Raw genomic sequence first — 5,259 nt, 5'->3', positions numbered from 1 at the left:
CCTGAACCACTACTTCGGGGGCGCGGCCGACAACAAGATCGACACCGCGATGGTGGACGCGCTGAAGAAGAAGGGCGCCGAGCCCGACCTCTTCAGCCCCGACGGGTTCAACGCCGCCATCATGCTCGTGCACGCCGTCAAGGAGGGCAAGGGCGACGTCAACGCCATGATCAAGGCGCTCGAGGGCTTCACCTTCCAGGGGCCGAAGGGCGAGAACACGGTTCGCGCCAAGGACCACGCGCTGATCCAGGACATGTACCAGGCGAAGCTCGTGGCCTCGGGAGGATCGTTCACTCCCGAGCTCGTCGACACGGTTCCGGCCGCCCAGGTCGCGCCCGCGGAGAAGTAGGAAGTGACCACCCCAGCCCCGCCCGCATCCGGCGCATCGCTCCGCGTCGAAGGCCTCGGACTCGAGATCGGAGGAGCGACGATCCTCAAGGACGTCGACCTCGCTGTCGAGCCCGGTGCCCTCGTCGGAGTGATCGGGCCGAACGGCGCCGGCAAGACGACGCTGTTCAACACCATCTCGGGAGTGATCAGGCCCACGGCCGGCCGCGTCCTGCTGGACGGCGCCGACATCACCCGCACGAGCGTGCCGCAGCGCGCCCGGGCGGGACTGGGGAGGACGTTCCAGACCTCGAGCCTCTTCCCGCAGCTGAGCGTGCGCGAGAACGTGCGCATCGCGGTGCAGGCCACCGAGGGCGGCAGCTACTCGCTGTTCCACTTCCCGCGGCGCTCGGACGCCGCCAGCACCCGGGCCGAGGAGCTGCTGGTCTCGGTGGGGTTGCGCTGGACGCGCGTGCGGGGGACATCAGCCACGGCGACAAGCGCAAGCTCGAGATCGCCGTGCTCCTGGCGACCCGCTCCCGTCTGGTGCTGCTGGACGAGCCGATGGCCGGTGTCGCCTCGGGAGACGTCGCGGGCCTCGTCGACAGCATCCGCGGGCTCCAGGCCGAGACAGGATGCACCGTGCTCATGGTCGAGCATCATATCGAGGTGCTGATGGGCCTGGTCGACCTGGTCGCAGTGATGTACTTCGGCAGCATCATCGCGGTGGACACCCCACAGCGGATCATGGAGAACGCGACCGTGCAGAGCGCCTATCTGGGGACAGGCTCATGAGCGCCCCCATCCTGCAGGTGCGGAACCTGCGCGCGTCGATCGCCGGCCAGCAGGTCGTCGAGGACGTGTCCTTCGACGTGCCGGCCACCGGCATCACCGCCGTGCTCGGACGCAACGGTGCGGGCAAGACCTCGACGCTGCGAGGCATCCTCGGACTGATCTCCCGCAGGGGGGAGGTGCTGCTCGACGGAGAGCGCATCGACGCGCTCAGCACGCACCGCATCGTGCAGCGCGGCGTCGGCTATGTCCCCGAGGACCGCGAGGTGTTCGCCGGGCTCACGGTCGCCGAGAACCTCGCGCTCGCCGAGCGCCAGCGCGAGCCGCGCCGCGAGTTCGTCGCGCAGCTGTTCCCCGATCTGATCGCGCGCCGCGAGCAGCGCGCCGGGACGCTCTCGGGAGGACAGCAGCAGATGGTGTCAGTCGCCCGCGCCCTGCTGAACGACAACAGGCTGCTGCTGGTCGACGAGCCCACCAAGGGACTGGCGCCCAAGATCGTCACCGAGGTGGCGGATGCCCTGGCGGAGGCCGCCACGACCGTTCCCATGCTGCTCGTGGAGCAGAACCTCGAGGTCGTGCGCCGCCTGGCGGACCAGGCCATCGTGATCGCGGACGGCCGCGTGGTGCACACCGGAACGGCATCAGCGATCCTCGATGACGCCGACCTGACCCGACGCCTGCTGGGCGTCAGTGCGGAGGAGCACGCATGAGCACGCTTGTCCTCACCCTGATCATCGGCCTGGGTCTCGGGGCACTGTACTTCCTGGTCGCGAGCGGCCTGAGCCTGATCTACGGCCTGATGCACGTGCTGAACTTCGCGCACGGCGCCTTCCTCACCCTCAGCGCCTTCGTCGGCTGGGCGGTCGCCCAGGCCATCGGCGTCTCCAGCTGGGGCGGCTTCCTGCTCTCGGTCCTCGCCGGCGCTCTGGTGGGCGCGGTGTTCGCGGCCCTGACGGAGCTGATCCTGATCCGGCCGCTGTACGAACGGCACATCGAGCAGGTGCTGGTCACGGTCGGGCTCTCGTTCGCCGCGATCGCGCTGTTCGAGGGCATCTGGGGCACGGATCCCGTCACCGTCACAGGACCGGCGTGGCTCGGGCAGACCACCTCGGTGCTCGGCGCCAGCATCCCGAACAAGTACTGGGTGCTCATCATCGCCGCGGGAATCGTGCTCGCCGGGCTCGTGCTGTTCCTGAAGAAGACCCGCTACGGCATGATCATCCGCGCCGGCGTCGAGAACCGCGCCATGGTCACCGCCCTCGGCATCGACGTGCGTCGCTCGTTCACCCTGGTGTTCGCGATCGGCGGCGCGGCCGCCGGCATCGGCGGAGTGCTCGCCATGCACGCCATGACCTACGTCTCGGCGCATCTCGGCTCCACGCTGCTGATCTTCGCGTTCATCGTGACCGTGGTGGGCGGCCTCGGCTCCCTGACGGGCGCCGCCGTCGCCTCGGTGCTCGTGGCCGTGCTGCAGCAGGTCGCCAACACCTACCTCGGCGGCACGGGCGACTTCATCGTCGTGATCCTGCTGGCGGTCGTGCTGCTGGTGCGACCGGCCGGACTGATGGGGAAGAGGGCATGACCATGCGCAGCATCCGAGACCTCCTCCCGCTGATCGTCGGCGCCGCTGTCGTCGTCGTGCTCGCGGTGCTCCCGCTGCTGAACCTCTCGATCCCCGGCATCCTGCCGGGGGCGACCTACACGCCGGGCTCGCTCGCCCTGATGTCGCTGTGCATGGTGTTCGCAGCCCTCGCGCTGTCGTACAACCTGATGCTCGGCACGGCCGGATTGCTGTCCTTCGGGCACGCCCTGTACTTCGGCGCGGGCGCCTACGGGCTGGGCATCGTGCTCCAGGCCGCCCAGCTCCCGCTCGTGCCTGCGGTGTTCGCGGCGCTGCTCGGCGGCATCGTGATCGCCGTGGTCACGGGAGCCGTCGCCATGCGGGTGAGCGGCATCCCGTTCGCGATGGTGACACTCGCCTTCGCGCAGGCGGGCTCCGTGCTCGTCCGTCGCAACCAGGCGGTCACCGGCGGTGAGGAGGGGCTCAGCCTGAACACCGCAGGGGTTCCGGACTGGCTGGTGGGCGTCATCAACACCCGCAACCTGTACTGGGTGTCGCTGGCGGTCGTCGTGGTCGTCTACCTGATCGTGCTGTGGGTGGACCGCTCGCGCCTGGGACACCTGGCCGCCGCCGCACGCGAGAACGACCTGCGCGTGCGGGTGCTGGGTCTGCAGCCGAATCGGGCGAAGCTGATCGTGTTCGTGATCGCCGGCCTGTGCGCCTCCCTTGCGGGCATCGCGTACCTGCTGCTGCAGTCGGGCACGCAGCCCAGCGCCGTCGGAGCGGACCTCACGATCACCGTGCTGGTCATGGTGGTGCTCGGCGGAGTCGGATTCCGCTGGGGCGCGATCGTGGGCGGCGTGGTCTACACGATCCTCGATCAGCGCCTCACGGTGCTGGCCAGGGCCGACGCCATCCACCAGCTCCCCGACATCCTGCGTGTGCCGCTGTCGGAGCCGCTGTTCATCCTGGGCGTGCTGTTCATCCTCGTGGTCATGTTCCTCCCCGGCGGCATCGCCGGGACGGTCGACGGCTGGGTGCGCCGTCGCCGGGGCAGGGCGGTGCCCGACACGGGCATCGCCGCGCTCGAGCAGAGCGACACGGCGGGTGTCGTGGCGCGATGATGGATGTCATGGCGGGCGCGCACACGATCGGGCGGTGGCTGCGCGACAGCGCCGTCGCAGCGCCCGCGCGCATCGCCGTCGACGATCGCGGCGTGCGCACCGACTACCGCGCGCTCGCCGCACGCGTCGACGCGCTGGCAGCACGGCTGACGGATGCCGGGTACGGCGCCGGCCAGCGGATCGCCACGGTCTCGGGCAACTCGACCGACCACATCGTCGCGTTCTTCGCCTGCGCCGAACTGGGCATCGCGTTCGTGCCGCTGTCGTGGCGGCTGACCCCGGGGGAGCTCGCGGATCTCTTCGCCCGCACGGCGCCGGCACTGCTGCTGATCGACGACGAGCACGCCGCCCTCGCGACGGCGGCGCTCGAGCTCGTCGAGGCTCCCGTCTCGCGGGCCGCGCTCGGTGCGGCCGGAGTGGAGCGCGACGCGCCGCCCGCTGCGGAGGCGGCGCCGGCGCGACCGGCCCGCGACGACGATCCGCTGCTGGTGATCTACACCTCCGGCAGCGAGGCGGCTCCCAAGGGCGTCGTCCTCACGCACGAGAACTGCTTCTGGAACAACCTGGCGCTCGACCGCGCCATGCCCCTCGGCGCCGATGACGTCGTGCTCGCCATGCTGCCGCAGTATCACGTGGCGGCCTGGAACGTGCAGCCGCTGCAGGCGTGGTGGCGCGGCGCGACCGTCGTGCTGGAGCGCTCCTTCGATCCGGGCCGCGTGCTGCAACTGGTCCCCGAGCGCGGCGTCACCACCATGATGGGCGTGCCGACCCAGTACCGGATGCTGCTGCAGCATCCGCTCTGGGCATCCGCCGACCTCGCGTCGCTGCGTCGCGTGGTGGTCGGCGGGGCGACCATCCCCGACGACCTCGTGGCGAGCTGGGCCGCGCGCGGCCTGACCTTCACCCAGGGCTACGGGCTCACCGAGGCAGGACCCAACGTGCTGTACCTGGCTCCCGAGCTCGTCGCCGATCACCCCGGTGCGGTCGGCAGACCCTACCCGGGCGTGGACGCGCGGCTGGTCGACCCGGCGACAGGCCTCGAGCTGCGGGGCGTGGCGACCGGGGAGCTGTGGGTGCGCGGGGCGAGCGTCTTCCCCGGATACCTCGACGACCCCGATGCGACCGCGCGGGCCAGGAGCGGGGAGTGGCTCCGCACCGGCGACCTGCTGCACCGCGATGCCGACGGCATCCACCGGGTGGTGGACCGGCTGAAGGAGATCTACGTCTCAGGCGGGGAGAACATCGCCCCGGCCGAGATCGAGGGCGTACTGAACCGGCATCCGCTGGTCGCAGCCTCCGCCGTCGTCGGCGTGCCCGATCCGGTGTGGGGCGAGCGCGGCTGCGCGTTCGTGGTGACCGACGGCCCGGTGTCGGCGGACGAGCTGCGCGCTTTCGCCGCGGAGCGGCTCGCCGCGTTCAAGCTGCCCGCGCACATCGTGCTGCTCGACGAGCTGC

At 70.7% G+C, this 5,259-nt stretch carries 5 protein-coding genes and 1 pseudogene; all 6 read left to right on the top strand.

Annotation, left to right across the window (positions count from 1 at the left end):
* Window positions 1-349 (top strand): ABC transporter substrate-binding protein (locus BGN97_RS02240; protein WP_292697646.1); only part of this gene is annotated, 349 nt, incomplete at its 5' end.
* 3 nt (window positions 350-352) lie between these two features.
* Window positions 353-1,122: pseudogene (locus BGN97_RS02235) on the top strand (ABC transporter ATP-binding protein).
* Window positions 1,119-1,829, top strand: coding sequence for an ABC transporter ATP-binding protein (locus tag BGN97_RS02230; RefSeq protein ID WP_292697645.1), 711 nt, complete (start codon window positions 1,119-1,121; stop codon window positions 1,827-1,829). The pseudogene BGN97_RS02235 and the gene BGN97_RS02230 overlap by 4 nt, the downstream one beginning before the upstream one ends.
* On the top strand, window positions 1,826-2,701 hold the full coding sequence (locus tag BGN97_RS02225; RefSeq protein WP_292697643.1) for a branched-chain amino acid ABC transporter permease: 876 nt from the start codon (window positions 1,826-1,828) through the stop codon (window positions 2,699-2,701). Before BGN97_RS02230 ends, BGN97_RS02225 begins: the two co-directional genes overlap by 4 nt.
* Window positions 2,702-2,703: 2 nt before the next feature.
* Window positions 2,704-3,804 carry a branched-chain amino acid ABC transporter permease gene (locus tag BGN97_RS02220; RefSeq protein WP_292697908.1) on the top strand — a complete coding sequence of 367 codons (1,101 nt, stop codon included), beginning with the start codon at window positions 2,704-2,706 and terminating at the stop codon, window positions 3,802-3,804.
* A partial coding sequence (locus BGN97_RS02215) for an AMP-binding protein (protein ID WP_292697641.1) occupies window positions 3,801-5,259 on the top strand: 1,459 nt, incomplete at its 3' end. The genes BGN97_RS02220 and BGN97_RS02215, both read left to right, overlap by 4 nt.

The organism is Microbacterium sp. 69-10, from assembly GCF_001897945.1.
Taxonomy (GTDB): Bacteria; Actinomycetota; Actinomycetes; order Actinomycetales; family Microbacteriaceae; genus Microbacterium.
Note: the sequence above shows the minus strand (reverse complement) of the source record. Positions and strands in the feature narration are given on the sequence as shown.